The sequence below is a fragment of the Mycobacterium sp. genome (assembly GCF_050700595.1).
Classification (GTDB): domain Bacteria; phylum Actinomycetota; class Actinomycetes; order Mycobacteriales; family Mycobacteriaceae; genus Mycobacterium.
Window position 1 is genome coordinate 1 of the sequence record NZ_JBOHHI010000170.1, and the last position, 25,180, is coordinate 25,180.

Genomic DNA, 25,180 nt, shown 5'->3' on the forward strand with positions numbered 1-25,180 from the left:
GTGGGGGCGGGGTTATGGTTGGGCGATGGGTCCTTGGGGGGGGTCTAATTTGTAAGGTTCGTGGTACCCTACCTCGCCGAGAAGGGCTCATAGTTAAGCGCCCGCCTGGCCGGGGTGGCCGGCTACCGCCCGGAGCTGACCGAGGCCGCCATCGTAGTGTCCGGTGGTCGTGGCGTGGGCAGCGCCGAGAACTTCAGCGTGATAGAGGCCCTGGCCGACGCGCTGGGTGCCGCGGTCGGTGCGTCGCGTGCCGCGGTGGACTCGGGTTACTACCCGGGCCAGTTCCAGGTCGGCCAGACCGGTAAGACGGTGTCGCCGCAGCTCTACATCGCGCTGGGCATCTCCGGCGCGATCCAGCACCGGGCCGGCATGCAGACCTCGAAGACCATCATCGCGATCAACAAGGACGAAGAGGCGCCGATCTTCGAGATCGCCGACTACGGCATCGTCGGCGACCTGTTCAACGTGGCGCCGCAGCTGACCGAGGCGGTCAAGGCCCGCAAGGGCTGACGTGTTGTCGGCCACTTGAGAAAGGTCTTCGCACAATGAAGATCACCGTGATGGGGGCCACCGGTCTGATCGGTAAGAACGTGGTCGCAGTGTTGAACGAGGCCGGGCATCAAACCGTCGCTGCCTCGCGCAGTTCGGGCGCCGACGTGCTCAGCGGCGAGGGCCTCGCGGAGGCGCTCTCCGGTGCTGACGTGCTGATCGACGTCGTCAACTCGCCGTCATACGACGACGACCCGGTGATGGAGTTTTTCACCACGGCGACGAGAAACCTGGTGGATGCGTCCAAGTCGGCGAACGTCGGACACTACGTCGCGCTGTCCATCGTGGGTTGCGACGGCCTGCCCGAAAGCGGTTACATGCGCGCCAAGGTGGTCCAGGAGCGGACCATCACCGAGTCCGGCCTGCTGTACACGATCGTGCGCGCCACGCAGTTCGACGAGTTTGCGCAAGGCATCACGGCGTCGTTGACGGTCGACGGCGAGGTGCGGGTACCCGATGGGCCGATCCAGCCGATCGCCGCCGCCGAGGTGTCCGCGGAAGTGGCGCGGGCCGCTCAGGCCGAACCCGTCAATGGTGTGGTCAACATCGGCGGGCCCGACAAGCTGCGCTTCGCCGACCTGGCGAATCTAGTGGTGGCACACAACGGCGATAGCACGCCCGTCGTCGTCGATCCGTCGGCCACCTACTTCGGCACCCTGGTCGGGGAGACCAGCCTCGTCACCGGTGACGACGCGAAGCTGGCTCCTACCCGGTTCGAAGACTGGCTCGCAGCGCACTGACGAGGCTGACGCCGGACCGTCGGCTATCAACGGGTCAGCGTCGAATCTCGAACGTCGAGGCCGTCGAGTGTGCCCGCAGCGCACCAGGCATCGAGGATCTCGGCGTATTCGGTTGGCCTGCCGAAGAAAAAGCTGTCCTGATTCAGTCTGGCGTTTGCCTGGCCTTCGCGGTTGTAGTAGCCCGGTGTGCATGACTCGCGCCGTCCGGCGATTACGCCGGAGCGTTGCAAGACTTGATCGACCCAGGCAGCTTCCGCATCGGGTGTTGCTTCCACCTCGGCAGCGCCGTGCTGTAACGCCCAGGCAATCACCCAGGCAACGTGGCGCGATTGGGTGTCGATGAGGTAGGGGAAGTTCACGGTAAACCCGGACTGAGCAATGCTTTCGATGAAACAGTTCGGAAAGCCATTGACGTGCAGGCCGTGCAGTGTGCGCACACCATCGGCCCACTTGTCGGTCAGGGTGCGGCCGTCGCGACCGATGACCTCGAAGCCGGTGCGCTGACGATAATCGGTCCCGACCTCGAACCCGGTCGCGAAAATCAAGCAGTCCAACGGGTATTCGACGTCATCGACCACGACGCCGCTCTCGCTGATCTGCTCGACCCCGCGGCCATGTGTGTCGACCAGCGTGACGTTGTCGCGGTTGAAAGCCTGCAAGAACTCGTCATGGAAACACGGCCGCTTGCAGTAATACCCGTACCACGGCTTGAGCGCCTCGGCCATGGCGGTGTCGGTCACGATCGCGTCGACGCGGCCCCGGATCTCCTCCATTTTGGCGAAGTCGGCCAGTTCCGCCGCGTTCGGCCCATCCTCGTTCACGATCGGCATCTTTTTGGTCAGGCTGGTCCAGGCGTCGTCGACCAGGTCCTCTTCGGCCGCACCGCCCGCGGTGAGAATCTGGAAGTTCTCGATGCGGCGTCGCTGCCAGCCCGGCTCCAGCGACGCCGCCCACTGCGGGTCGGTCAGCCGGTTGGCCCGCACGTCGACCGTCGACGGTGTGCGCTGAAAGACGAACAGTTGCTCTACCGATTCGGCCAGGCGGGGGACGCACTGGATAGCGGTCGCACCGGTCCCGATGATGCCCACGCGCTTGTCGGCGAGACCGGCAAGGTCATGGCCGGTGTAGTCGTAATCCCAGCGGCTGGTATGGAATGCATGCCCGTGAAATGCCGTAATACCAGGAATTCCTGGCAGTTTAGGCTTCTGCAGATATCCGTTGGCCATGGCTACGAACCGGGCGCGGATCGCATCCCCGCGGTGTGTGGAGATTACCCAATGCGAACAGCTTGCATCCCAGCGGATTTCGTACACCTCGGTTTGCAGGCATGCGTTGCGGTACAGGTCGTAATGCTCCGCGATACGGCGGCAGTGCGCGAAGATTTCCGTACCTTTGGCATACTTTTCGGTTGGCACGACGCCGAGCTCTTCGAGCAACGGCATGTAGACGTAGGATTCAACGTCGCAGGCGATTCCGGGATAGCGATTCCAGTACCAGGTACCGCCCACGTCGGCGGCCTTGTCGATCAGCCGCACGTCGTCGACCCCGAGTTCTTTGCACCGGGCTCCGATGAGCAGTCCGCCGAAACCGGCGCCGACGATCGCGACGTCGACCGTGTCGGTGACGGGGTCGCGGGAGAACTCCGGATCGGCCCACGGATCCTCGCCGAAGCGGCCGAATGCGCCCGCGACTTGCACGTACTGGGAGATCCCGTCAGGGCGCAGGCGGCGGTTGCGTTCCTGTGCGTATTTGGCGCGCAGCGCCTCGGTGTCGAATCGCAGGTCACCGCCCATGGCAGCATCCTGGACTAATTTGCGACCCCGGGCAACGGCTGCTCGCTCGGCCGTCTGGCAGGCGTCGGTATCCTGGGCGGGTCATGGTGTACCTCGATCACGCCGCCACCACCCCGATGCACCCCGCTGCCATCGAGGCGATGACGGCTGTGTTGGGCACCGTCGGCAACGCCTCGTCGCTGCATACCACCGGCCGTGCGGCACGACGCCGGATGGAGGAATCGCGCGAGCTGATCGCGGCCGAGCTGGATGCGCGTCCCTCCGAGGTGATCTTCACCGCGGGCGGCACCGAGAGCGACAACCTGGCCGTCAAGGGCATCTACTGGGCGCGCCGCGACGCGCAGCCGCGACGCCGGCGCATCGTCAGCACCGCCGTCGAACACCACGCGGTGCTGGATGCGATCAACTGGCTCACCGAGCACGAAGGCGCCGAAGTGACGTGGTTGCCCACGGCCGCCGACGGGTCGGTGTCACCGGCTGCGCTGCGCGACGCTTTAGAAAGTCACGACGACATTGCGCTGGTGTCGGTGATGTGGGCCAACAACGAGGTCGGTACGATCATGCCGATCGGCGAACTCGCCGCGATCGCTGCCGAATTCGACGTTCCGATGCACAGCGATGCCGTTCAGGCGGTGGGCCAGCTGCCGGTCGGTTTCGCTGCCAGCGGACTGTCCGCCATGAGCGTGGCCGCACACAAGTTCGGCGGCCCGCCGGGGGTGGGCGCCTTGCTGCTGCGCCGCGATGTCGCGTGTGTGTCGCTGTCGCATGGCGGTGGGCAGGAGCGCGACATCCGGTCCGGCACACCCGATGTCGCGGGTGCGGTCGGGATGGCAGCGGCGGTACAGATCGCGGTCGATGGGCTGGCGGCCAACAGCCTCAGGCTTCGCGCCCTGCGCGACCGTCTGATCGACGGCGTGCTGACCGAAATCGATGACACCCGTCTTAACGGACCGCGGGAACCCAGGCTAGCCGGCAACGCACACTTCACCTTCTCCGGTTGCGAAGGCGATGCGCTGCTGATGTTGTTGGACGCCAACGGAATCGAATGCTCGACCGGCTCGGCCTGCACGGCCGGTGTGGCGCAGCCGTCGCACGTGCTGCTCGCGATGGGCGTCGACGCCGCCGGCGCCCGCGGATCGCTGCGACTGTCACTGGGTCACACCAGCATTGACGCCGATGTCGATGCAGCACTGCGGGTATTGCCGGGCGCGGTGGACCGGGCCCGGCAGGCCGCGCTGGCCGCCACGGGGGTGTCCCGATGAAGGTGCTGGCCGCGATGAGCGGCGGCGTCGATTCGTCAGTGGCCGCCGCCCGCATGGTCGACGCCGGGCATGACGTCGTCGGTGTACATCTGGCGCTATCCGAAGCGCCCGGCACGCTGCGCACCGGTTCGCGGGGCTGCTGCTCCAAAGAAGACGCCGGCGACGCCCGGCGAGTCGCCGATGTCCTCGGAATCCCGTTCTATGTCTGGGATTTCGCCGATAAGTTCAAAGAAGATGTGATCGACGACTTCGTGTCGTCCTACGCGCGTGGGGAAACCCCCAACCCGTGCGTGCGATGCAATGAGCGGATCAAGTTCTCTGCGTTGGCGGCCCGCGCGCTCGCATTGGGTTTCGACACCGTGGCTACCGGCCATTACGCTCGACTCTCCGGCGGGCGGCTGCGCCGGGCGGTCGACCGGGACAAGGACCAGTCCTACGTGCTGGCGGTGCTGACCGCCGATCAGCTGCGACATGCCGCGTTCCCGATCGGCGACACCCCCAAGCCGCAGATCCGGGCGGAGGCGGCCCGGCGTGGCCTGGCGGTGGCGGAGAAGCCGGACAGCCACGACATCTGCTTCATCCCGTCCGGGGACACCCGCGCGTTCCTCGGGGAGCGCATCGGGGTGCGCCGGGGCGCCGTGGTCGACGAGCGCGGCACGGTGCTGGCCACCCATGACGGGGTGCACGGCTTCACGATCGGCCAGCGCAAGGGGCTCGGCATCGCCGGCCCGGGACCGGACGGCGAGCCGCGTTACGTGACCGCGATCGACGCCGGGCATGGCACCGTGCGCGTCGGCTCGGCAGCCGACCTGGAAGTGTGGGCGCTGACCGGGCGCACGTCGGTCTTCACCGCGGGTGCGGCACCGTCGGGCCGCATCGAGTGCGTGGTCCAGGTGCGTGCGCACGGCGAAGCCGTCGAGGCCGTCGCGGAATTGGTGGACGACGAGCTTGCGGTGCGGTTGCGCGCGCCGCTGCGTGGTGTGGCGCCCGGCCAGACCCTGGTGCTGTATCGGGCGGATCCCGGCGGCGACGAAGTGGTCGCCAGCGCGACGATCGCCGGCACGTCCTGACCTCTCGGCGCGCAGATGTTAGCCCGGCACGTTGGCGGCGATGTTCGTGAGCACCATGTCGGACACCGACTCCGGAAAGCCGCAGAAGGTGACCTCCACCAGCACTGTCGACTTGACCCGGTAGTCCCGCCCGCAGTCGCCGGGGCGGGTGTGCAGCGACCCCGCATCGGCATACCAGTCGCCGATAAGCAGCGATCCGACCGAACTGGTCGCACAGCTCTCCACGGTGGTCACCAGGACATCGAAGGCGTGCCGGGCGGTACCGGCATCGCGATAGGCGGCGGCGCCCTCGGAGATCAGGCCGCCGCGCGGCGGGTACTGGAACGTGGTCTTGTGAAACGATTCGACATCGGGCCCGAAAGTGGCCGTCTCGGCGTAGACGAACCGGCACTGCGGCGGTGCGGTGTCGGCGAACGTGTCGATGTCGACCGGGGACTTGCCGTCCATCGACGGAATGATGGTCAAACGATCGTCGGCGCCGGTGATCGCGCGCATCCGAGTCTGGTCGAGCAGGACCCGGTCGACGTCGACGCCAGACAGCGCACCGGCGCCGAAGGGCAACACCGCGCTACCATCCACCATCCGGGTGCACGCCGTCGCCAGCAGCGCTGCGCAACACGCCAGCAGCGACCGCGACCTCATCGGCAAGATCCTTCCTTCGCTCGAGGGTAGTCGCACTGCCAGTACGGTTGCCCGGTGAGTGTTTTCGCAACGGCCAGCGGCACCGGATCGTGGCCGGGCACCGAGGCGCGGCGGGCAGCCGAGGTAGTGGTCGGCGAACTGGCCGGTGCGCTGGCCCACATCGTCGAACTGCCCGCCCGGGGAGTGGGCGCCGACATGATCGGGCGTGCCGGTGCACTGCTGATCGACGTGGCGATCGACACGATGCCGCGGGGCTACCGCATCGCCGCCCGCCCGGGGGCGGTGACGCGTCGCGCGGTCAGCCTGCTCGACGAGGACCTCGATGCCTTGGAGGAGGCCTGGGAGATCGCCGGCTTGCGCGGCGGCGGCCGCCCGGTCAAGGTGCAGGCGCCCGGGCCGGTCACACTGGCCGCCGAGTTGGAGTTGGCCAATGGCCACCGGGCTATCACCGACCTGGGCGCGGTGCGGGATCTGGCCGCGTCGCTGGCCGAAGGCGTCGCCGCACACCGCGCCTCGGTGTCGCGCCGGCTCGACACGCCGGTCGTCGTGCAGTTCGACGAGCCGTCGCTGCCGGCGGCGCTGGCCGGGCGGTTGGCCGGCGTGACCGCGCTGACCCCGGTGCACCCGATCGACGAGACGCTGGCCATCGAACTGCTTGACAGCTGCGCGACCGCTGTCGGTTCGGAGGTGGCGGTGCACAGTTGTGCAGTGCAACTGCCATGGGAAATGTTGGGGCGCAGCGGCATTCACGTGGTATCGGTGGATGGTGCGACGCTGCAGGCCGCCGACCTGGAGGGTATCGCCGAGTTCGTCGACTCGGGCCGAACAATCATGCTGGGCGTGGTCGCAGCGAGGGCTCCGGCGCGGCGGCCGTCGGTGGAAGAGGTCGCCGCCGCCGCCGTCGCGGTGATCGACCGGCTCGGTTTCGCCCGGTCGGCACTGCGTGACCGGATCGGTATCACCCCGGCCTGCGGCCTGGCCGGGGCGACGCCGGAGTGGGCCCGCACCGCCGTCGAACTGGCTCGAAAAGCCGCCGAGGCGTTCGCCGACGACCCGGACGCGATCTGATCCGGCACCCGGCAGGATTGTCGCCGTTCTTCGATAGCCTGCGAAGGTGAGCTCACCAGAAGCCGAGCCGGCCTCACCAGACGTGCGCCGGCAATGGCGGGCACTTGCCGACGAGGTGCGGGAACACCAGTTCCTTTACTACGTGCGCGATGCGCCGATCATCTCCGACGCGGAATTCGACCGGCTTTTCAACGAACTGAACGCGCTCGAGGAGGCCTACCCCGAACTGCGTACTCCGGATTCGCCGACGCAGCTGGTCGGCGGCGCGGGATTCGCCACCGACTTCGCTCCCGCTGACCACCTCGAACGCATGCTCAGTCTGGACGACGTGTTCAATCTCGACGAGTTCGACGCCTGGACGGCCCGCGTCCGCGCCGAGGTCGGCCACGACCCCGCCTACCTGTGCGAGCTCAAGATCGACGGGGTGGCGTTGAATCTGATCTACCGGGACGGCCGGTTGGTGCGCGCCGCCACCCGCGGCGATGGCCGCACCGGCGAAGACGTGACGCTGAACGCCCGCACGATCGAGGACGTGCCGGAACGGCTCAGCGGCAGTGCGGACTTCCCGGTGCCCACCGTGTTGGAGGTGCGCGGCGAGGTGTTCTTCTGGATCGCCGATTTCGCAGCGCTCAACGCCGGTCTGGTCGAAGACGGCAAGCCCCCGTTCGCCAATCCGCGCAACAGCGCGGCCGGGTCGCTGCGGCAGAAAAACCCCGCCGTCACGGCCCGGCGCAAGTTGCGGATGATCTGTCACGGGGTAGGGCACACCGAGGGATTTCGACCGGCCACGTTGCATGACGCCTACCTGGCACTGCAGGCCTGGGGACTACCGGTGTCCGAGCACACCACCCGGGTGAACGGCGTGGCCGGCGTGCATGAGCGCATCGACTACTGGGGGGAGCACCGCTTCGACGTCGAGCACGAGGTCGACGGCGTGGTGATCAAGGTCGACGACATCGCGCTGCAGCGCCGGCTGGGAGCCACGTCGCGAGCCCCGCGCTGGGCCGTCGCGTACAAGTACCCACCCCAGGAAGCGAACACCAAGCTACTCGACATCCGGGTCAACGTGGGCCGCACCGGACGGGTCACGCCGTTCGCGTTCATGACACCGATCAAGGTCGCGGGCTCGACGGTCGGGCTGGCCACCCTGCACAACGCCTCGGAGGTCAAGCGCAAGGGCGTGTTGATCGGCGACACCGTGGTGATCCGTAAAGCCGGTGATGTGATTCCCGAAGTCATGGGGCCGGTTGTGGACCTGCGCGACGGTTCGGAACGCGAATTCGTCATGCCCACAACATGTCCCGAGTGTGGCACGCCGCTGGCACCGGCCAAGGAGGGTGACGCTGACATCCGCTGTCCTAATTCGCGGTCCTGTCCGGCGCAGCTGCGGGAGCGGTTGTTCTACGCCGCTGGCCGCGGCACCTTCGACATCGAGGGGCTGGGCTACGAGGCCGCGATCGCGCTGCTGAAGGCACAGGTCATCGCCGACGAGGGCGACCTTTTCACGCTCACCGAGGCCGACTTGCTGCGCACCGAGTTATTCACCACCAAAAGCGGCGCACTCTCGGCCAACGGCAAGCGGCTGCTGACCAACCTGGAGAAGGCCAAGACACAGCCGCTGTGGCGGGTTTTGGTGGCGTTGTCGATCCGCCATGTCGGGCCGACGGCCGGCCGGGCGCTGGCCACCGAGTTCGGCAGCCTGGACGCGATCGCGTCGGCATCGACCGAGCAACTGGCCGCCGTTGAGGGCGTCGGCCCGACGATCGCCGACGCGGTCACCGAATGGTTCAGCGTCGACTGGCATCGAGCCATCGTCGACAAGTGGCGGGCGGCCGGGGTGTCGATGGCCGACGAGCGCGACGCCAGCGTGCCCCGCACCCTCGAGGGTCTGACCATCGTCGTCACCGGCTCGCTGGTCGGCTTCTCTCGCGACGACGCAAAGGAAGCCATCGTGGCGCGCGGCGGCAAAGCCGCGGGCTCGGTGTCGAAAAAGACCGCCTATGTCGTCGCCGGCGATTCACCCGGATCGAAATACGACAAGGCCGTCGAACTCGGCGTGCCGATTCTCGACGAGGACGGATTTCGGCGGTTGCTGGCGGAAGGGCCGTACTAACCTGGATGACAGGTCGGGGCAATTGGAGGGTATGGCCGATGACTGACCTTGAAGCTCATCACGACGGATACCCGGTTTATCGCCGGAAGGTTCGCTTCGATTGGTCCAACACTCCGCTGCACTGGGTGCCGGACGACCCATTCGCCACGCACATGATCAACGTGCTGCATCTATTGCTGCCGGCGGGGGAGCGGTGGTTCATCGAGGTCGTCAACGAGGCGGCGCCGATGGTCGACGACCCAGAGCTGCAGGCGGCCATCAAACCGTTCATTCAGCAGGAAGCCTGGCATGCCTGGGCGCATCAGATGGTCCTCGACCATTTGGCGGACCAGGGAATCGACACCACCCCGTACACCGACCGGCTGCAGAAATGGTTGTCCATGCTCGGTAAACAGCGCGAGAGATGGCCGCGGGTGTTGCAGCGGTGGTCGCTGTATTACCGCCTCGCCGATGTCGCGGCGCTGGAGCACTTCACCGCCGTGTTAGGGCAGTGGGTGATCCAAAACCGCGGTCTCGACTACGCCGGAGCTGACCCGGTCATGCTCGACCTGTTGCGCTGGCACGGGGCCGAGGAAATCGAGCACCGTTCGTTGGTGTTCGACGTTTATCAGAACTTATGCGGGAACTACCCACTGCGGGCGTTTTCGATGCTGATGACCAGTGCGCAGTTCATCTTCTTTTGGCTCGCGGGTGTGCGGTATTTGATGGTGCACGACCCGACTATTGGCGCCAAACCGCGCTGGAGAGACTGGTTTCGGGCTGCACGGCAGTACCGGGTGCCCGGACCGTGGAAACTCATCGTGACGGTGCCGATCCGCTACCTGCGGCCCCGCCATCACCCCAGCACCGAGGCATCCACCCAGATGGCGCTGGACTACCTGGCACACTCGCCCGCAGCCCGGGTTGCCCGGGAGCGCGCGAATGCCAAGTCGAACGGGTCCGATGGATAAATCAGTGCAGCAGGGTCGCCACGATCCCGGCCAGGTAGCCCAGTCGCGCCACCTCTGCGGGCCGAAAAGCCGGACCGCCGGGCCGGCCGAGCACTACCGCGGTGTGCGGATTACCCAGCGGCGCGGCGACCAGGGTGGTGTCCATGTCGCGCCACAGCCGCGGCACCCAGTCGGCGCCGCCGTCCAGGGCGGCGGGCCGCTCGACCGGCATCCACGGTGCCGAATCCAGTGTGGTTTCCGGGGCGCCCGCGCTACCGACGACGCGGCGAATTCCGGCGTCCGTTTTGCTCAGTACCGTGCACCAGCCCACCCGCAGCACCCGGGGCGCCTCGTCGGCGAGCGCCTGTAGCCGTGCCCTCGTGCCGCGGGCCGCGGCGATGTGGTCGATCAACTCGAGTTCGCGGTGCGCTTCCAGCAGCCCGATGTGCGGCCGCAGACTCTCCACCCGCACCCCACGCAGCGCCTCGGCCGCGGTGATCAGTGTGTCCGGCATCGCCCCCGCCGGGAGTTCGATCACCAAGTCATCGATCGCATACCCGGCCCCACGCTCGACCACGTCGAGCGACAGGATGTCGGCGCCCGTCGAACCGAGCGCCACGGCCAGCGAGCCCAGGCTGCCCGGCCGGTCGGCCAACTGCACGCGCAGCAGATAGGAAGGCACGCGCAACACTGTCGCACAGGGCCGGGCGGTTAGGCTTTTGCCTCGTGTCCCAGATCTCCCGTGACGAGGTGGCCCACCTGGCCCGGCTGGCCCGGCTCGCGCTGACCGGCGCCGAACTGGACAGCTTCGCCGGGCAACTCGACGCGATCCTGACCCACGTCAGCCAGATCCAGGCCGTCGACGTCACCGGCGTCGAAGCGACCGATAACCCGCTCAAGGACGTCAACGTCACCCGTGCCGACGAGCAAATGGCATGTCTGACGCAGCAGGAGGCGCTCGCCGGGGCGCCCGAAGCCGTCGACGGCCGCTTCGCCGTCCCGCAGATTCTCGGGGAAGAGCAGTGACCGACATCATCCGGCTGGACGCCGCGACGCTGGCGGCCAAGATCGCCGCACGGGAGTTGTCGTCGACCGAGATCACCCGGGCCTGCCTGGAGCAGATCGAGGCCACCGACGACCGGTACGGCGCGTTCTTGCACGTTGCGGCCGATAAAGCGTTGGCATCCGCAGCCGCGGTCGACAAATCCGTGGCTGCCGGACGGCAGCTGCCGTCGGCGCTGGCCGGAGTGCCCTTGGCGCTCAAGGATGTGTTCACCACCGTCGACATGCCGACCACCTGCGGATCCAAGATCCTTGCGGGCTGGCGTTCGCCCTATGACGCCACCGTCACCGCGCGGTTGCGGGCGGCCGGTATCCCCATTTTGGGCAAGACCAACATGGACGAGTTCGCGATGGGCTCGTCGACGGAGAACTCCGCCTACGGCCCGACCCGCAATCCGTGGGACGTCGAGCGGGTCCCGGGTGGCTCGGGCGGCGGGACCGCGGCGGCGCTGGCCGCGTTCCAGGCGCCGCTGGGCGTCGGAACCGACACCGGCGGCTCTATCCGCCAGCCCGCCGCGCTGACCGCGACCGTCGGCGTCAAGCCCACCTACGGCACGGTGTCGCGTTACGGCCTGGTGGCGTGCGCGTCGTCGCTGGATCAGGGTGGCCCGTGTGCGCGCAGCACCCTCGACACCGCGCTGCTGCATCAGGTGATCGCCGGACATGACGGTCGCGACTCGACATCCATCGACGCCCCGGTGCCCGACGTGGTCGGTGCCGCCCGGGCGGGCGCGGACGGTGATCTGCGCGGCGTGCGCATCGGCGTGGTTCGCCAACTCCGCGGCGAGGGTTATCAGCCCGGTGTGCTGGCGTCGTTTCAGGATGCCGTCGAGCAGTTGACCGCGCTCGGCGCCGAGGTGAGCGAAGTCGATTGCCCCCATTTCGATTACGCGCTGGCTGCTTACTACCTGATCCTGCCGTCGGAGGTGTCGAGCAATCTGGCCCGATTCGACGCGATGCGCTATGGGCTCCGCGTCGGCGACGACGGCACGCACAGCGCCGAGGAGGTGATGGCGCTGACTCGCGCGGCCGGGTTCGGCCCGGAGGTCAAGCGGCGCATCATGATCGGCACCTACGCGTTGTCGGCGGGCTATTACAACGCCTACTACAACCAGGCGCAGAAGGTGCGCACGCTGATCGCGCGCGATCTTGACCAGGCATACCGGACTATCGACGTGCTGGTGTCGCCCGCGACGCCGACCACCGCGTTCGGGCTCGGCGAGAAGGTTGACGATCCGTTGGCGATGTACCTGTTCGACCTGTGCACGCTGCCGCTGAACCTGGCCGGGCACTGCGGGATGTCGGTGCCGTCGGGGTTGTCGCCGGACGACAACCTGCCGGTGGGCCTGCAAATCATGGCGCCGGCGCTGGCCGACGACCGGCTCTACCGGGTAGGGGCCGCTTATGAGACCGCCCGCGGGCCGTTGCCGAGCGCGATCTAGGCGCGAGAAGACACAAAGGCGCCCTCGAACGACGTGTTTTGGGTGCTTTTGCGTCTGCTGGCACAAATGGGGCGTCCGCACCGGCAAGATAGGGGTATGCGGATCGGAGTTCTCACCGGAGGTGGCGACTGTCCCGGGCTCAATGCCGTCATCCGTGCGGTGGTGCGCACATGTGATGGCCGGTACGGCTCGTCGGTGGTCGGCTTCCAGGACGGTTGGCGCGGATTGCTGGAGAATCGGCGTATCCAACTGCGCAACGACGACCGCAATGACCGATTGCTGGCCAAAGGCGGAACGATGCTGGGCACCGCCCGGGTGCATCCCGACAAGCTGCGGGCCGGCCTCGACCAGATCATGCAGACGTTGGACGAGAACGGCATCGACGTGCTCATCCCGATCGGCGGCGAGGGCACCCTGACCGCCGCGCACTGGCTTTCCGAAGAGAATGTTCCCGTGGTCGGTGTGCCGAAGACCATCGACAACGACATCGATTGCACCGACGTTACTTTCGGCCACGACACCGCGTTGACTGTGGCCACCGAGGCCATCGACCGCCTGCACAGCACCGCCGAATCGCACCAGCGGGTGATGTTGGTGGAGGTAATGGGCCGGCACGCCGGCTGGATCGCACTGAACGCCGGGCTGGCATCCGGCGCCCACATGACGCTGATTCCCGAACAGCCCTTCGATGTCGAAGAGGTGTGCCGGCTGGTCAAATGGCGTTTCCAGCGTGGCGACGCACACTTCATCTGCGTGGTCGCCGAGGGCGCCAAACCGGTCGCGGGCTCGATGACGCTGGCCGAAGGTGGTCTCGACGAGTTCGGTCATGAACGATTCACCGGGGTCGCCGCGCAGCTCGCGGTCGAGGTGGAAAAGCGGATCAACAAGGATGTCCGGGTGACCGTGTTGGGTCACGTGCAGCGTGGCGGCACTCCGACTGCCTACGACCGGGTGCTGGCCACCCGGTTCGGGGTGAACGCCGCGGACGCCGCGCACGCCGGCGAATACGGCCAGATGGTGTCGCTGCGCGGCCAGGACATCGGCCGGGTGCCGTTGGCCGACGCGGTGCGCCAGCTCAAGCTGGTGCCGCAGAGCCGCTACGACGACGCTGCCGCCTTCTTCGGATGAGCCCGGCACCCCGATGATTACGTGAATGCCGTTTGGCGTTTACCCGCGGGCCATCTAGTTTTCACGAAATTACGTACGTATGCTGGGTTTTCGCGCGCCGTGAACCGGTGATACGGTCGGAAATATGAACAACCGCGGCCCAGATCGCGGCGTCGTTCAACAGTCGATGCCACCGGTGGGGCGACAAGGTCCGCCACCGCCGCAGCGATCCTCGCCAGGTCAGCCGGTGCGTCCCCGGCCCGAACCCAACACCGTGCCATGGCCCCGCCGGGATGCGCGCGACTATCGGCCGCCGTCGCCAGCGGACATCCGCGCGACGGTTCCGGTGACGACCGCAACCGCGCCGGCCCCAGCCCCCGCGCCAGCCCCAGCCCCGGCCCCCCGTCGTCCGCCCGGCGGGGTCGCGGTCGACAGCCTCGATGACCAGGACACTGACGTCCCGGCCAAAAATAGTTGGCGCACCCGGCTGGCACGCCTGACCGGAATCAAACTCCCTCCCAGCAAAGAGCAGGCCTACGAACGTGGCTTGCAGGACCGGGTCCGGGCGCCGGTAGGCAGCGCATTTCCGATCGCCGTGCTGAACCTCAAGGGCGGTGTCGGCAAAACCGCCGTCGTCGAGGCGCTCGGATCGACCTTCGCGGAGGCTCGCGATGACCGGGTGATCGCGGTGGACGTCGACGCCGGCGACCTCGCCGATCGGCACGGTCGTCGCAATGCGCTGAACATGGTCGATCTGCTGGCTGACCGATCGGTCACGCGGTACCTGGATGTACGGGCCCACACGTACCGAAACGGGTCGGGACTAGAGGTGCTTGGCCTTCCCGACTATGCGCAGAGTGAGTGGCGAATCGAGCGCGGCGATGTCAGTAAGGCGTTTTCGCTACTGTGCAACCATTATTCGGTAGCGCTGGTGGATTGCGGTAAAGACCTCAAATCCGCCGTCACTGAGGCGGTTTTATCCGAGTCGCGTGCACTCGTTTTGGTCACCGACACCTCCATCCACTCGGTCAGGAAGACACGAACCACACTGGAGTGGTTGGTGCACAACGGCTATCAGAGGCTGGTTGACTCGACGGTGCTGGTGGTCAACCACACTGTCCAAGAAAAGCCGAATGACTTGGTCAAAAAGGAACTTCAGCGGCTATCGGAGCAGTTCGCGGCCAACCGTGTGGTGATGTTGCCGTTCGATCGGCATGTTCATGAGGGCAAGCAGATCACCCTTCCGTGGTTGAACAAGAAGAGCAGGCGTCGCTACCTCGAGATGGCCGCCGCGCTCGCCGACATGTTTCCCCGACGGGATGTCGGCAGCGCAGCCGCGGCGCAGCGCAGCTAATCACGCAGTGCCCGGAGTCGGGCCCGCGATTAGGATCGGGTCCATGACGGTTGCTGCGGCCGAGCTGCTCGCCTACGACGACGTCATCGCACGTTACGAGCCGGTGCTCGGCCTGGAGGTGCACGTCGAGCTGTCCACCACCACCAAGATGTTCTGCGGCTGCCCCACCACTTTCGGCGCCGAACCGAACACCCAGGTGTGCCCGGTGTGTCTGGGCCTGCCCGGGTCACTACCGGTGCTCAACGAGGCCGCGGTCGAGGCGGCGATTCGGATTGGGCTGGCCCTGAATTGCGAGATCGTGCCGTGGTGCCGGTTCGCCCGGAAGAACTACTTCTACCCGGACATGCCGAAGAACTATCAGATCTCGCAGTACGACGAGCCGATCGCCGTGAACGGCTATCTGGACGTGCCGCTGGAGGACGGCACCACCCGGCGGGTCGGCATCGAACGTGCACATATGGAGGAGGACACCGGCAAGCTGACCCACCTGGGCAGCGAAACCGGCCGGATCCACGGCGCGACGACGTCACTGATCGACTACAACCGGTCCGGCGTGCCGCTGATCGAGATCGTCACCAGGCCCATCGAGGGAACCGGACAGCGCGCGCCGCAGATCGCGCGGGCCTATGTGACAGCCTTGCGGGACTTGTTGCGCACGCTGGGTGTGTCCGATGTGCGCATGGACCAGGGCTCGATGCGCTGCGACGCAAACGTGTCGCTGAAGCAGATAGGTGCGGCCGAGTTCGGCACCCGCACCGAGACCAAGAACGTCAATTCGCTGAGAAGCGTCGAGGTCGCCATCCGTTACGAAATGCAGCGCCAGGGCGCTGTGCTGGCGTCGGGCGGGCGGGTCCACCAGGAGACTCGGCACTTCGACGAGGACGGGCACACCAGCCCGGGCCGCACCAAGGAAACCGCCGAAGACTACCGCTATTTCCCCGAACCAGACCTGGAACCGGTCGCGCCCAGTGCCGAGTTGGTGGAGCGGTTACGAAACACCATCCCGGAGTTTCCGTGGCTGCGCCGCAAGAAAATTCAGCAGGAGTGGGGCATTTCTGATGAGGTGATGCGGGATTTGGTCAACGCCGGTGCGGTCGAACTGGTCACGGCAACCGTCGAACACGGCACCTCCGGTGACAAGGCGCGCGCCTGGTGGGGGAACTTCCTGGTGCAAAAGGCCAACGAGGCCGGCGTCGACCTCGATGCGCTGCCGATTACCCCGAGACAGGTCGCCGCGGTGGTGGCGTTGGTGGACGAGGGCAAGTTGTCCAACAAACTCGCCCGTCAGGTCGTGGAAGGCGTGCTGGCCGGCGAGGGCGAACCCGAACAGGTGATGACCGCGCGCGGACTTGCCGTGGTGCGTGACGACTCGCTGATCCAGGCGGCGGTCGACCAAGCCCTGGCCGCTAACCCCGACATCGCGGAGAAGATTCGGGGCGGCAAAGTCCAGGCGGCGGGCGCGATCGTCGGGGCGGTCATGAAGGCGACCAAGGGCCAGGCCGACGCCGCCCGGGTGCGCGAGCTGGTGCTGGCCGCCTGCGGGCAGGAGAGCTAGCACGTGGGCGGCAGGCCAGCCAGCGTCAGATGGACGATCCGACCCTTCTCCATGACGATGCGCACCCGTTGGCCACACCGCAGCAAACGCAGCCGATCCGCGTCGAAGGCTTCTGCGTCGAAGGGCATCTCGGTGCCGGAGTCGAGCAGTACCGTGCCGGCGGACGTGGCTTCAGAGAACGTCCGCACCGTCGCCTCCATTCGAGCAAGTTAGCACCGGTGCCCGCACCGTGCCGGTGGTCTGAACGAGCCAGCCGAATCCGCCGAGCCCGCCCGATTCGGTCAGCTCCGCTGCTTCGGCGGCCGCCGCCAGCTGCTGTCGGTACTGCACGGGGTGCATGCTGGCTATCTCCACCGGTGGACGTCGTCCGCGCACGCCGAGGGCGCGCAGCGCATCACGTTGGGTAGTGCACAGCGTCACCGTCGCCCCAGCGGCCGTTCCCGCTGCCGCGCAGGCGTCGATGGCGACATGCGAGGTGATGTCGCAGGAGCCGTCGGGCACCGGCTCGACCGCCCGGCCGCCGCGGTAGCCGGACAGGCTGCCGTTTGGCGGGCGGCCATCGCGGTAGTGGACGTAGTCGACGGCTATTGCCATCCCGGCGCGCAGCCGCCGCACGACCCGGGCCCACGCCGCGTCGCGTGGTCTGCCCACCTCGGCGCGATGGCCCACCATCTCGAGCGGCCACCAGCGCGCAAGCCAAGCAAGATCCGCCGATGCCACCAGGCGGCCGAGACGTTGCGCTCCGGTCGCCGGGTCCACCAGAACCAGACGCACACCGTCGGCGGCAAGCTCGACCACGTCTACGGGAATATTGTCCAGCCACTCGCTGGCGACGACGAGGCCGGTTATCCGATCGGGCAGCTCGCGACGCCAGGACACCAGCGGGTCGAGTCCATCCGGGCGATCGGCGAACTCGACCGCTACTGGGTGCAGCCGATCGGCGAGGTCGCCGCCGGCCAGCTCGATCACTTGCGCCAGCAGCTCGGCCCGCCCGGCACCGACGTCGACCAGATCCAGCCGGGCCGGTCGGCCGAGATCGGCGTCGACGGACTCGAGCAGCCGCATGAACGCGGCGGCATAACGCGGGGAGGCATGCACCGCGGTGCGAAAGTGCGCCGAGGGCCGCTCGCGCCGGTAGAAGCCCCGCTCGCCGTAGAGCGCGCGACCGGTTGCGACCCGCCAGGTAAGCCACACCCGCCCAGCCTATCCGTGCCAACATGGATACATGGATACCGAAGCCAGCAAACGTCTGGTCGAGGAGGCGACCAGCAAGGCTGGTCTGATCTGGGTCGCCCCAGCCGGCGCCGACCGCCCGCGCGCCGCATGGCATATCTGGCACGGCGGTGCCGCATACCTGGTCGCGGGCGGGCTCGAGCAGGCCCTGCCGGGCCTCGACGGCGCCGACCATGCGATGGTCACCGTGGCGAGCAAGGACAGCGGCGCCCGTCTCGTCACCTGGCGGGCCGATGTCTCGCGGGTCGAGCCGGGCAGCCGGCACTGGGAGGAGGTCGTTCCCGTGTTGCAGGCCAAACGGCTCAACGCCGAAGACGGCCAGCAGCAGTCGGCGCGGTGGGCCCGCGAGTCGTCCGTCTTCCGCCTGCGGCCGAGCGGTTCGATCACCGAGGCACCCGGCATGATACGGACCGACGCGCAGAGCGCCGCCCCGCCCACCAGCCCGGCTACGACCAGCGGGCGCCTGCCCTACATCCTCGGCCGCCGGAGCTGATCAGCTCAGCTCGGCACCGGCGGATGGTGATCGCGCTCGTCCGGGAGGCCACTTGACGCCCAACTAAGGCACAGTTGTGCCGGGTTTTCCCACGTCAGTCGTCAAAGGCGCTCCAGAGGGCCAGCTGCTCGGCGATCTGACGGAGGGTTTCGTTGCTGGCGGTAATAGTCTGGTGCCGAACCGCTATGTCGTGACGGCTCGCACCGCCTCGCACATGGCCCAGCTCGCCCGGCCGCGCCCGCCGTCCTCGGTGACCGAAATGTGGTGTGGAAACCCATGTTCACCCATGGTCAACGGAACGACGATGGCCTGCCGAATCGGTAACCGGTTGAACCGGTCGGCCGAGACGACGACGCATGGCCGGGCCACGCTGTTCGTTGGGGGACTGTTGGATCCAGCACCACGGACCAGAGTTGGCCACGCCGACTGGTTGTAATCCGCCACTGCCGCGCGGCGGTCGTATCCCGCTCACCTGCGGTTACCGTGTCGTCACGCAACGTACTGTTCGCGGGCCGCCTCGATCTCGGACCAGCGCTGCTCGGCCACGAATCGAAGCGATTCGGTGCCTGAAACATGCCCATGGTCATGCCTCGCGCTCGAGCGATGAAAGCCAGCCGGTCGTGAACTGCGGAGTCGACCTTGGTCGTTGTGGTTGACATACCAAACCAAGGAGCCTGCCGGGTTGGGATACCGGTCGGTGCCAGCTCAGTGCAGCCCGGCGATGGTGATCGGGCTGACGTGTAGCAGCAGGTCCGGCGTCACAGACAGCACGATTGTTGCGGCCGCGGCGATCGCGATGCCTATTCCGATGGTTCGGGGCACCGGCGCGGCCCTGACCGCCGGTTCGGCCGGCACGGAGAACATCCGCGCTGCCCAGGCCAGGTAGTAGTACAACCCGATCACCGTGTTGATCGCGATCAGCACCGCGAGCCACCCGGCCGCGCCGGTGATCGCCGCCCGAAACACGATGATCTTGGCGAACAACCCGGCCAATCCCGGCGGCAGCCCGGCGAGGCAGGCAAGGAAGAACGCCAGAACCACCGCGCAGATCGGGTTGGTGCGCGCGAACCCGTCATAGTCCGCGAGCTCTCCGGCAGGACGGTGCCGCGCCACCACCGCGACCACGGCGAACGTGCCGACGTTCATCACCACGTAGATGGCGAGATAGGCGATAGCCGCGCCGGCCACCACCGCAAACGCGTCACCACCGACCGCGCCCGCCATCGCACCGAGCGGGGCAAGGATGTACCCGGCCTGCGCGATCGAAGACCACGCCAGCAGCCGCACCGCGTGCCGCTGCCGAAGCGCGATCAGGTTCCCCACCGTCATCGTCACCGCGGCCAGCCCCGCCACAATCGGGCCCCACACCGCGGCGTACGGCCGGAATCCGATCACCAGCACCAGCACGAATCCGGCTATTCCGGAGGCCTTGGACACCACCGACAGGTACGCCGCCACCGACAGCGGCGCCCCGAAATAGGTGTCCGGCGCCCAGAAGTGAAACGGCACCGCCGACACCTTGAAGCCGAAACCCACCAGCACCATCCCCATGCCCACCGCCGCCACCGGCGCGGCTCGACCCGGCGCGGCCAGCGCCAGCGCGATCCGGTCGAGGTGCATCGCGCCGCTCACCCCGTATACCAGGCTGATTCCAAACAGCATCACCGCCGTGGAGATGACCGAGATCAGGAACATCTTCAGCCCCGCCTCGCTCGATCGCCCGTCGTAGCGCCGCAACGCGGCCAGCGCGAACACCGGCAGCGACACGACTTCCAGCGCTACCACCAACGTCACCAGGTCACGCGACGCCACCAGGGTCAGCGCCCCGGCCAGCGAGGCCAGCACCAGGAAGTGGAACTCGCCGACGGGCAACGCGGTTGCCCGGATCTCGGTGGAGGCCATGAGTAGCACCACGACGGCCGCGACGAGCACCACCATCTGCAACAGCAGGGTGAACTCGTCGACCACGTACGAGCACGACACCGGCCCGCTGCCCGCCAGGCCCGGCGGCAGACAGAACGTGCGGCGCCCGCCGCCTAAGGCCAACGCCGCGGCCGCAGCGAGCCCGGCCATCACCCCGCCCAGCGCCACCGCGTCCAGCAGCTGGCGCCGCCACACTTGCACGAACGTATCGGCGACCAGCACCGCGAGCGCGGTCAACGCAACGATCAGCGGCGGCGCGATGGCCAAGTAATCGATGCTCTGCACGACCTGCACGGCTCACCCACCGCCAACCAGCGCCAGCGCCGCGGGGTTAGTCACCCCGAGCAGCAGACCGGGCCAAAGCCCGACCACGAAAATCGCAACCACCAGCGGCGCCCACGCGACGTACTCGGCGGCCGTGACGTCGCGCATCGAACCCGTCGCGCGCCACGCGCCCGGCACCAGTCCGTGGGTGGTGCGGCTGAGCATGTGCAGGAAGTACACGGCGGTGAGCACCGCGCCGATCCCGCCCACCCCCATGAACACCAGGAACAGGCCACGCGAGAGGTCAGGCGCCGGCTGGAAGGCGCCGAGCAGCGCGAGCATCTCCCCCCAGAACCCGGCCAGCCCCGGCAGCCCGAAGCTGGCCAACACGGCCACCGTCAGCAAAGACGCGAGGCGCGGCGCGGTGGTCAGCATCCCGCCGCCGATGCGTTCGATGTCGGCCGTGCCGTAGCGCCGCTTGACCCCGCCCACGAGGAAGAACAGCAATCCGGTGATCAAGCCGTGCGCAACATTGGCGAACAGCGCCGCGTTGATCCCGACCGGGGTCAGCGTCGCGATGCCGAGCAGCACGAAACCCATGTGCCCGACGCTGGAGAACGCCACCAGTCGCTTGATGTCGCGCTGCGCGAGGCAAGCCAGCGCGGCATAAACGATCCCGACGACGGCGAATGCGCCGAGAAACGGCGCCACCGCAGCCGCGCCGTCGGGCAGCACCGGCACCGCGATCCGGATCAGGCCGTAGCTGCCCATCTTCAGCAACACCCCGGCCAGCAGCACTGAGCCAACGGTCGGCGCCTCGGTGTGCGCGTCGGGAAGCCAGGTGTGCAGCGGCCACATCGGCACTTTCACCGCCAACCCGCCCCCCACCGCGACGAACGCGACGATCTGCGCCGCCCGGGTGAGCCCTGCGCCGCGGCCTTCGGCCAGGGCGACCATGTCCAGTGTGCTGGTCTGCGCATAAATCAGAAGCAGCCCGACCAGCAGCACACTAGAACCGAGCAGGGTGTAGAGGATGAACTTGTTCGCCGCCGCCCGCCGGCCCGGCCCGCCCCATCCGGCGATCACGACGTACATGGGGATCAGCACCGTCTCGAACGCCACAAAGAACAGCAGCAGGTCCAGCGCGACGAACGTGCCGAGCATCCCGGCCTCCAGCAGCAGCAACAACGCCGCCAGCTGCCGCGGCCGCGCCGGTCGCGGGTCGTAGATCAGGCAGAGCAGGGTGAGCAGCGCGGTCAACACCACCAGCGGCAGCGACACCCCGTCGACGCCGAGGTGAAAACGCAGGTCGATGGCCGGTAGCCAGGGCCAGTTCACCGCCAGCTGTATCCGGCCGGCGGCGCCGTAGTCGAACACGGCGGTCATGGCGCCGGCGTCGAGCAGGACCAGCCCGGTGACCACGATCCCGGCGCGCACCGCCCACCGCGCGGGCAACGCGAGCACCGCGAGGCATCCGGCCAGCGGCAGGGCGACCAGCAGCACGGTGGCCGTGTTCATGTGCGCCGCTCTCCCCCGCAAGCGGGAGGTGCCCCCACCTCATCGCGGCAATTTGTTTCGTCGCCGGCGCGGTTCACGACAGCACCGCCATCGCGACCGCGATTCCCACGACGCCGGCGAGCACCCCGGTCGCGTAGCCCTGCGTATTGCCGGTTTGGGTCAGCCGCAGCAGGCCGGCGAGCCGCGTCGCGCCGCGCCCGGTGCCTACCACCGCGGCGTCCACGACGTCGTCGTCGACACCCCGTATCCATTGCGCGAGCCGGACGGTCGGGCGGATGACCGCTGCCGCATATGCCTCGTCAACATAGAAGGCTCGGCCGAACGCGCTGCGCAGCGCGCCGAGCGCGCGGGCCGGATCCGCTGCCGGTTCGCGCCGCCAGATGACGTACGCCAGCAGCGCGCCGGCGCCGCCAAGCCCCACGGACAGCGCTGCGGCCGGCAGGTCGACGTGCGTCCCGCCGGTGAAGCCGAGGCCGAGCGCGGGAATCGCCAGCGCGATCAACGGGACGCGCATCGTCAGCGGCACCTCACGGGCCTTTCCGCGTGTCGGGCCGAAGAACGCGCCAAGCCAGGCACGCGTCGCGTAGGCCGCAGTGACCAGGACCGTCGCCAGCAGCGCCACGTACAACACCGCGGCGACCATGCCCGCCCGCTGGCCCGCCGCGACGATCACCGCGTCCTTGCTGAAGAACCCGCTGGTCGGTGGCAGCCCGGCGAGCGCGGCGAACCCGATCGTCATCGTCGCGAAGGTCACCGGCATCCCGCGCCGCAGGCCGCCCATCGCGGAAAGCAGGTTGCTGCCCGCCGCGATGATCACCGCGCCTGCGCAGAGGAACAGCAGCGCTTTGAACGCCGCGTGCGCGAGCAGGTGGAAGATCGCGGCCTCCTCGGCGGCGACCGCCAGTGCGCCCACCATGATCGCCAGCTGGCTGATCGTGGAGTAGGCGAGCACCCGCTTGATGTCGTCCTGCGCGAGTGCGGCGAGCGCCGAGCCAAGCATCGAGATCGCCGCGATCAGCCCGAGCACCGCCATCGTGGCAGGTGCGGCCAGGAAGGCGGGATAGAGGCGGGCGATGACCACGATCCCGGCAGCCACCATGGTCGCCGCGTGGATCAACGCGCTGACCGGCGCGGGGCCGGCCATTGCGTCGGGAAGCCAGGTGTGCAAGGGAAACTGCGCACTCTTGCCGACGACGCCGACGACAATCAGCAACGTGCCCACGGTCAGCAGATGATTCGGCAGCCTCGGAACGGCGAGCAGTAGGTCCGTGACGCGAAACGAGCCAGCCGACATGCCGAGTGTGAAGATCCCGAACAACATCCCGAGATCGCCGGTGCGGGTCACCAGAAAGGCCTTGACCGCGGCGGCCGAGTTGGCCCGCTCCTCCCAGTGGTGGCCGATGAGGAAGTACGAGCAGATGCCCATCACCTCCCACCCGACGTAGAGCACCAGCAGGTCGGCGGAGAGCACCACCAGCAGCATCGCCGCGGTGAACAGCGACATGAACGCCGCATAGCTGCAGTAGCGCGGATCGCCGCGCAGGTAGCCGACCGAGTAGATCTGGATGGCCAGCGCGACCAGCGTGACCATCACCGCGACCACCGCGGAGGTCTCGTCGATCCGGGTGCCGAGCACGATGTCCGGCCCGCCGGTCGGGGTGAGCACCGTCCCGCTTTCGACGACCCCGTCGGCCCAGAAGAGCACCAAGAGCGCCAGCACCGCCGATGCGCCGGTGCCGGCGATCGCGACGCCTGCCGGGCCGAAGGGAAGGCGCCGGCCGAAGAGCATCCCGACGACCGCGGCGAGAAACGGCAGCAGCGGCACCGCCGCGGTGGCGGTTATCATGGCGCCACCCGCGCCGGCTCCGGCCGTGGCATCGGCGTGTGCTCCGGTGCGGTCTCCGACAGCGCGCGCAGGCGGTCCAGCGCGATCGTCTTGTGGTTGCGGAAGACCAGCAGCACGATAGCCAGGCCGACGCCGACCTCAGCGGCCGCGATGACGATGACGAACAGCGTCATCACCTGCCCGGCGTGCAGCGCGTCGCCCAGCCACCTGTCGAAGGCCACCAGGTTGATCCCGGCCGCGGCCATCATCAACTCGACCGACATCAACACCAGGATGGTGTTGCGCCGGGCCAGCACGCCGTACACCCCGACCGAGAACAGCAGCGCGGCCAGCACGGCGGGGTAGACGACGTGCATCGCTAGCTCCCCCCGCGGGAGAGCACGATCGCCGCGATCAGCGAGGCGAGCAGCAGCACAGAGAGCACCTCGAAGGGCAGCACCCAGGTGCGGAAGATGGCCGCCCCCAGCACGTTTGCGGTGCCAACGCCCGCGCCGAGATCGACGTACGCCGTGGCGAAGCCGCTGACGGTCACCGTCACCAGGATCGCCGCGGCGGCCACCGCCACCACCGCCGCGACGGCGCGGTTGCCGCTGTCCAGATCGCCGGAGCGCCCGATCGGCGCGCGGGTGAGCATGATCCCGAACACCAGCAGCACAACCACCCCGCCCACGTAGATCAGCACCTGGACCCAGGCGACCAGTTCCGCGGTGAGCACCAGGTAGCAGCCCGCCACCGAGCCCAGGGTGACAACCAGCCACAGCGCGGCGTGCACCAACTGGCGGGTGGCCACGACGAGTACCGCCGAGCCGAGTGTGACCACGCCGAGCGCGACGAAAACGACCTCGACCGCGCTCATCGCCGCTCCGCGTCGTTCGCCCGCAGCGCCGCCTTGACTTCTTTGGGCGGCTCGGCGGCAGGGTCGTGACCAGGTGGCGGCGGCACGGTCGCCATCCACTGCTGCAGCCGGTCCTTCTCGTGAGTCAGGTCACGGATGTCGAACTCGGCATACTCGAACTCCGGCGACCAGAACAACGCGTCGAACGGGCAGACCTCGACGCAGATGCCGCAGTACATGCACAGCGCGAAGTCGATGGCGAACCGGTCGAGTACCGGGCGGCTGCGTTCCCGGCCGCCCTCGGTTGTCGGCGCCACGGTTTCCTTGTGCGAGTCGATGTAGATGCACCAGTCCGGGCACTCCCGTGCGCAGAGCATGCACG

The 25,180-nt window shown here is 67.9% G+C and carries 24 protein-coding genes and 1 pseudogene; 13 read left to right on the forward strand and 12 right to left on the reverse strand.

What is annotated here, in order from left to right:
• Positions 1–99: 99 nt before the first annotated feature.
• Both ACRDTL_RS15595 and ACRDTL_RS15600 read left to right on the forward strand, forming a co-directional pair.
• Positions 100–510 (forward strand): annotated as a pseudogene (locus ACRDTL_RS15595) (electron transfer flavoprotein subunit alpha/FixB family protein); the annotation flags it as partial.
• Positions 511–545: 35 nt separating this feature from the next.
• Positions 546–1,289, forward strand: coding sequence for an SDR family oxidoreductase (locus ACRDTL_RS15600; protein WP_431507611.1), 744 nt, complete (start codon positions 546–548; stop codon positions 1,287–1,289).
• Positions 1,290–1,315: 26 nt separating this feature from the next.
• On the opposite strand, the gene ACRDTL_RS15605 is transcribed toward ACRDTL_RS15600, so the two are convergent.
• Complete coding sequence (locus ACRDTL_RS15605; RefSeq protein WP_431507612.1) at positions 1,316–3,082, reverse strand: flavin-containing monooxygenase; 1,767 nt, start codon at positions 3,080–3,082, stop codon at positions 1,316–1,318.
• Positions 3,083–3,165: 83 nt separating this feature from the next.
• On the opposite strand from ACRDTL_RS15605, the gene ACRDTL_RS15610 reads away from it, so the two are divergent.
• A complete protein-coding gene (locus tag ACRDTL_RS15610; protein ID WP_431507613.1) occupies positions 3,166–4,344 on the forward strand; it encodes a cysteine desulfurase family protein in 1,179 nt (392 codons plus the stop codon).
• Positions 4,341–5,414 (forward strand): tRNA 2-thiouridine(34) synthase MnmA, encoded by a 1,074-nt coding sequence (gene mnmA / locus ACRDTL_RS15615; protein WP_431507614.1) that lies wholly within the window; start codon positions 4,341–4,343, stop codon positions 5,412–5,414. The genes ACRDTL_RS15610 and mnmA overlap by 4 nt, the downstream gene beginning before the upstream one ends.
• Positions 5,415–5,432: 18 nt before the next feature.
• Here the strand turns inward: mnmA and ACRDTL_RS15620 are convergent, their stop codons facing one another.
• Positions 5,433–6,056 carry a sensor domain-containing protein gene (locus ACRDTL_RS15620; RefSeq protein ID WP_431507615.1) on the reverse strand — a complete coding sequence of 208 codons (624 nt, stop codon included), beginning with the start codon at positions 6,054–6,056 and terminating at the stop codon, positions 5,433–5,435.
• 54 nt (positions 6,057–6,110) lie between these two features.
• Here ACRDTL_RS15620 and ACRDTL_RS15625 point away from each other — a divergent pair, with 54 nt between their 5' ends.
• The 3 genes from ACRDTL_RS15625 to ACRDTL_RS15635 are packed head-to-tail and all read left to right on the forward strand — an operon-like array spanning position 6,111 to position 10,187.
• Positions 6,111–7,124: a methionine synthase gene (locus ACRDTL_RS15625; protein WP_431507616.1), complete on the forward strand. Its 1,014-nt coding sequence runs from the start codon at positions 6,111–6,113 to the stop codon at positions 7,122–7,124.
• Between the two features lie 46 nt (positions 7,125–7,170).
• Positions 7,171–9,237 (forward strand): NAD-dependent DNA ligase LigA, encoded by a 2,067-nt coding sequence (gene ligA / locus ACRDTL_RS15630; RefSeq protein ID WP_431507617.1) that lies wholly within the window; start codon positions 7,171–7,173, stop codon positions 9,235–9,237.
• 38 nt (positions 9,238–9,275) lie between these two features.
• Positions 9,276–10,187 carry a metal-dependent hydrolase gene (locus tag ACRDTL_RS15635; RefSeq protein ID WP_431507618.1) on the forward strand — a complete coding sequence of 304 codons (912 nt, stop codon included), beginning with the start codon at positions 9,276–9,278 and terminating at the stop codon, positions 10,185–10,187.
• 1 nt (position 10,188) lies between these two features.
• Here ACRDTL_RS15635 and ACRDTL_RS15640 read toward each other — a convergent pair whose 3' ends face one another.
• Positions 10,189–10,848, reverse strand: a complete 660-nt coding sequence (locus ACRDTL_RS15640) for an amino acid-binding protein (RefSeq protein ID WP_431507619.1) — start codon at positions 10,846–10,848, stop codon at positions 10,189–10,191.
• A gap of 44 nt (positions 10,849–10,892) precedes the next feature.
• Here ACRDTL_RS15640 and gatC point away from each other — a divergent pair, with 44 nt between their 5' ends.
• From gatC to gatB, 5 genes are all read left to right on the forward strand, one after another.
• Positions 10,893–11,192 (forward strand): Asp-tRNA(Asn)/Glu-tRNA(Gln) amidotransferase subunit GatC, encoded by a 300-nt coding sequence (gene gatC, locus ACRDTL_RS15645; RefSeq protein ID WP_431507620.1) that lies wholly within the window; start codon positions 10,893–10,895, stop codon positions 11,190–11,192.
• A complete protein-coding gene (gene gatA / locus ACRDTL_RS15650) occupies positions 11,189–12,670 on the forward strand; it encodes an Asp-tRNA(Asn)/Glu-tRNA(Gln) amidotransferase subunit GatA (protein ID WP_431507621.1) in 1,482 nt (493 codons plus the stop codon). Before gatC ends, gatA begins: the two co-directional genes overlap by 4 nt.
• Positions 12,671–12,766: 96 nt before the next feature.
• Positions 12,767–13,798 carry an ATP-dependent 6-phosphofructokinase gene (locus tag ACRDTL_RS15655; protein WP_431507622.1) on the forward strand — a complete coding sequence of 344 codons (1,032 nt, stop codon included), beginning with the start codon at positions 12,767–12,769 and terminating at the stop codon, positions 13,796–13,798.
• Positions 13,799–14,123: 325 nt separating this feature from the next.
• A complete protein-coding gene (locus ACRDTL_RS15660; RefSeq protein ID WP_431507623.1) occupies positions 14,124–15,131 on the forward strand; it encodes a MinD/ParA family ATP-binding protein in 1,008 nt (335 codons plus the stop codon).
• Between the two features lie 43 nt (positions 15,132–15,174).
• Positions 15,175–16,686: an Asp-tRNA(Asn)/Glu-tRNA(Gln) amidotransferase subunit GatB gene (gatB, locus tag ACRDTL_RS15665; RefSeq protein ID WP_431507624.1), complete on the forward strand. Its 1,512-nt coding sequence runs from the start codon at positions 15,175–15,177 to the stop codon at positions 16,684–16,686.
• Here gatB and ACRDTL_RS15670 read toward each other — a convergent pair.
• Positions 16,683–16,874 (reverse strand): hypothetical protein, encoded by a 192-nt coding sequence (locus tag ACRDTL_RS15670; protein WP_431507625.1) that lies wholly within the window; start codon positions 16,872–16,874, stop codon positions 16,683–16,685. The genes gatB and ACRDTL_RS15670 overlap by 4 nt on opposite strands.
• A complete protein-coding gene (locus tag ACRDTL_RS15675; protein ID WP_431507626.1) occupies positions 16,858–17,880 on the reverse strand; it encodes an SAM-dependent methyltransferase in 1,023 nt (340 codons plus the stop codon). The genes ACRDTL_RS15670 and ACRDTL_RS15675 overlap by 17 nt, the downstream gene beginning before the upstream one ends.
• 31 nt (positions 17,881–17,911) lie before the next feature.
• Here ACRDTL_RS15675 and ACRDTL_RS15680 point away from each other — a divergent pair, with 31 nt between their 5' ends.
• The gene (locus tag ACRDTL_RS15680; RefSeq protein WP_431507627.1) at positions 17,912–18,412 is read left to right on the forward strand and encodes a hypothetical protein; all 501 of its coding nucleotides are present in this window, start codon (positions 17,912–17,914) and stop codon (positions 18,410–18,412) included.
• A 183-nt stretch (positions 18,413–18,595) separates the two neighbouring features.
• Here the strand turns inward: ACRDTL_RS15680 and ACRDTL_RS15685 are convergent, their stop codons facing one another.
• From ACRDTL_RS15685 to ACRDTL_RS15715, 7 genes are all read right to left on the reverse strand, one after another.
• Positions 18,596–18,781: a type II toxin-antitoxin system PemK/MazF family toxin gene (locus ACRDTL_RS15685; protein ID WP_431507628.1), complete on the reverse strand. Its 186-nt coding sequence runs from the start codon at positions 18,779–18,781 to the stop codon at positions 18,596–18,598.
• Positions 18,782–19,117: 336 nt separating this feature from the next.
• Positions 19,118–20,629, reverse strand: a complete 1,512-nt coding sequence (locus ACRDTL_RS15690; protein ID WP_431507629.1) for an NADH-quinone oxidoreductase subunit N — start codon at positions 20,627–20,629, stop codon at positions 19,118–19,120.
• A 3-nt stretch (positions 20,630–20,632) separates the two neighbouring features.
• Complete coding sequence (locus tag ACRDTL_RS15695) at positions 20,633–22,117, reverse strand: complex I subunit 4 family protein (RefSeq protein ID WP_431507630.1); 1,485 nt, start codon at positions 22,115–22,117, stop codon at positions 20,633–20,635.
• Positions 22,118–22,190: 73 nt separating this feature from the next.
• Positions 22,191–23,963, reverse strand: a complete 1,773-nt coding sequence (locus tag ACRDTL_RS15700) for an NADH-quinone oxidoreductase subunit 5 family protein (protein ID WP_431507631.1) — start codon at positions 23,961–23,963, stop codon at positions 22,191–22,193.
• Positions 23,960–24,319, reverse strand: a complete 360-nt coding sequence (gene nuoK, locus ACRDTL_RS15705) for an NADH-quinone oxidoreductase subunit NuoK (protein ID WP_431507632.1) — start codon at positions 24,317–24,319, stop codon at positions 23,960–23,962. The genes ACRDTL_RS15700 and nuoK overlap by 4 nt, the downstream gene beginning before the upstream one ends.
• Before the next feature lie 2 nt (positions 24,320–24,321).
• On the reverse strand, positions 24,322–24,819 hold the full coding sequence (locus tag ACRDTL_RS15710) for an NADH-quinone oxidoreductase subunit J family protein (protein WP_431507633.1): 498 nt from the start codon (positions 24,817–24,819) through the stop codon (positions 24,322–24,324).
• On the reverse strand, positions 24,816–25,180 hold a 365-nt coding region (locus ACRDTL_RS15715; RefSeq protein WP_431507634.1), incomplete at its 5' end, for a 4Fe-4S binding protein. The genes ACRDTL_RS15710 and ACRDTL_RS15715, both read right to left, overlap by 4 nt.